At 53.8% G+C, this 2,151-nt stretch carries 1 protein-coding gene; it reads left to right on the forward strand.

The features are described from left to right. Positions 1-2,059 precede the first annotated feature (2,059 nt). On the forward strand, positions 2,060-2,151 hold a 92-nt coding region (locus JX325_RS15665), incomplete at its 3' end, for a single-stranded DNA-binding protein (RefSeq protein WP_204791986.1).

Raw genomic sequence — 2,151 nt, forward strand, 5'->3', positions numbered from 1 at the left:
ATTTCTATAAACTTTCTTAAAAAAAGACTTACAAACCCTACAACATACGTCAATCCCTTGCAGCCGTAAGGTTTGAGCCTGTATGATATTTTTTCGGGATTTCATACAAGGAATTGAGCTTCCGGTGTATTGACTGCGGCACAAGGCTTTCGGGATTTTGGCTCTGTACGTTTTTTCTGGCTCTGAAATCGAAAAAACCTACAAAGCCGGAGTGTCTGCCGCTGTTCTTACGCTTTTGCGCTCTTCTCCCCTGGTCTGTATGGCTTTGTACGTTTTTTTCGGATTCAAATTTCAGACGGGCATTTTCTCTCAAAAGTTGCAAAAATCGAAAAACTGGTTAAGTACATGGAGGACCATATCATGAATATTGAAATCCAGCCGCTGGCCCCTGCCGAGTACGATTTCAGCTATGGGTACTCGCCCCTGCTGTTATCCATCGCCGGCTGTATCGGGGACTATATCGAGACTATGGAGACCGGCGTGTCCAATGAATCGACCTGGACAGACCGCCGAAAGGACCTGAAGGCCGAGGACTTCCAGCCGGATTTTGACGCCGTTCTCGACGCCCTCCGGAACAACATCACCTGCGGCGGTATCCTGGCGGGACCGGCGGCGGCCCATGCCTATTGCCGCGCCCATCCGGAGAGCGCTATGGATGAGCTGCACTATACCTATGGATTCCGTATCAACACGAAGAAGTACGCATATATCCTGCGCCTGATGCGTGTTCAGGCTTCCCGGAGAACGCCTATCCAATATATTGCCGTCATTTTCTGCTATCTCCGGGAACNGCTGGACGGATTATCTCAATGGGCAAATAACGACATGAGGGGGACTATTGAATGAATCTCAGACCCATGAACCGCGAAGAACATAAGTACAGCTATAAGCAGAGCCGGCGGCTCGCCGGCCAGACCGGATGTATCGGATACCTGCGGGGACCCCTGGACAGTATGGGGTTCCGCCCGGAATTGTCGGACCTGAACACGAACGAGTTCCGGGCTGACCTGGGCATCACGCTCGAAGCTCTGCGGCATGAGGGCTGCATTCTGGAAAACCGGGAGCGGATGCAGGCGTATTGCCTGGAGCATCTGGACAGCGCTATGGACCGCGAGAGCCGGGAATACGGCTTCCGTATGGACACAGACAAGTACGCCTACCTGCTGAGGCTGAATCCCCGCGAAGGTGAGGTATACATCTACTGCTACTTCCGGGAGTGGCTGGACCAGCATATGGGACACGCCCGGAGAGGTATCCGGTTTATCACGCCCTGCTACGTTGACCTGTTCCGCCTCCAGGACGGTGACAAAATCCGCATCACGACCTGGGACGGCCGGACGCTGGAGCGGACCTGCCGCTATGTTGACGAATACCACCTGGAGATTGGCTCCTATCCCCGCGAAGAGATTTATCACATCTGCCAGTTCGCTGAGCTGATGGAGCGGAACAGGAACACGGTCGAACCCCTGCGAGCTCCGGCATGTCAAATCAAGAACCTGTCTCAGCTGAAGAAATGCCTGAAGGCTGGCAGCAGGCTGGAGGTCATCGGGCATTGCCGCCCGGAGTGTATTGGCGAGATGCGGAAAGTCACGCTGGCGAAGACCCAGGGCTTCTATTCCATTGTGGACGGAGAACCTCCTGACAGTAGGCTGAACCAGGGCAATGAGGGNNNAGGCCCCGTGCTGCATTGGAGCAACGCCCCGTTCTGGGCCTTCCAGGACGGCGTGTGCGGCCTGTACTCCGATAAGGACCACACGGAGCAGAATCTGATTATGGCGTTCCGTGTTCTTACCGACGCGGCCTGAATTGCAAATCCCATATAGCTAATCAAACAAATTCTATATTTCANTTCTCACAGACAACAGAAGGAAAGGAGAGAACCTTTTCGCAGTGCCCCCTTTGCAAAAAACTGACCCCTGGTATCTGGCCCACGGAACGCCAGCGCAGGGCTGGCGTCAGATGATATGATGAAAGAGACGGGTTTGACCGGCAAGCCGGTCCAGGAGTCTCGATGACAGAGTGATAAGCTCAAAAAATTTGTGATTGTGAGGTAAAATTTATGCTGAACAAAGTGACTATCATGGGCCGTCTGTGCGCTGACCCCGAGCTTCGCCGTACCCAGAGCGGGATTGCCGTCTGCAACGCCCGTAT

Source organism: Oscillibacter sp. CU971, assembly GCF_905219725.1.
Classification (GTDB): Bacteria; Bacillota; Clostridia; order Oscillospirales; family Oscillospiraceae; genus Oscillibacter.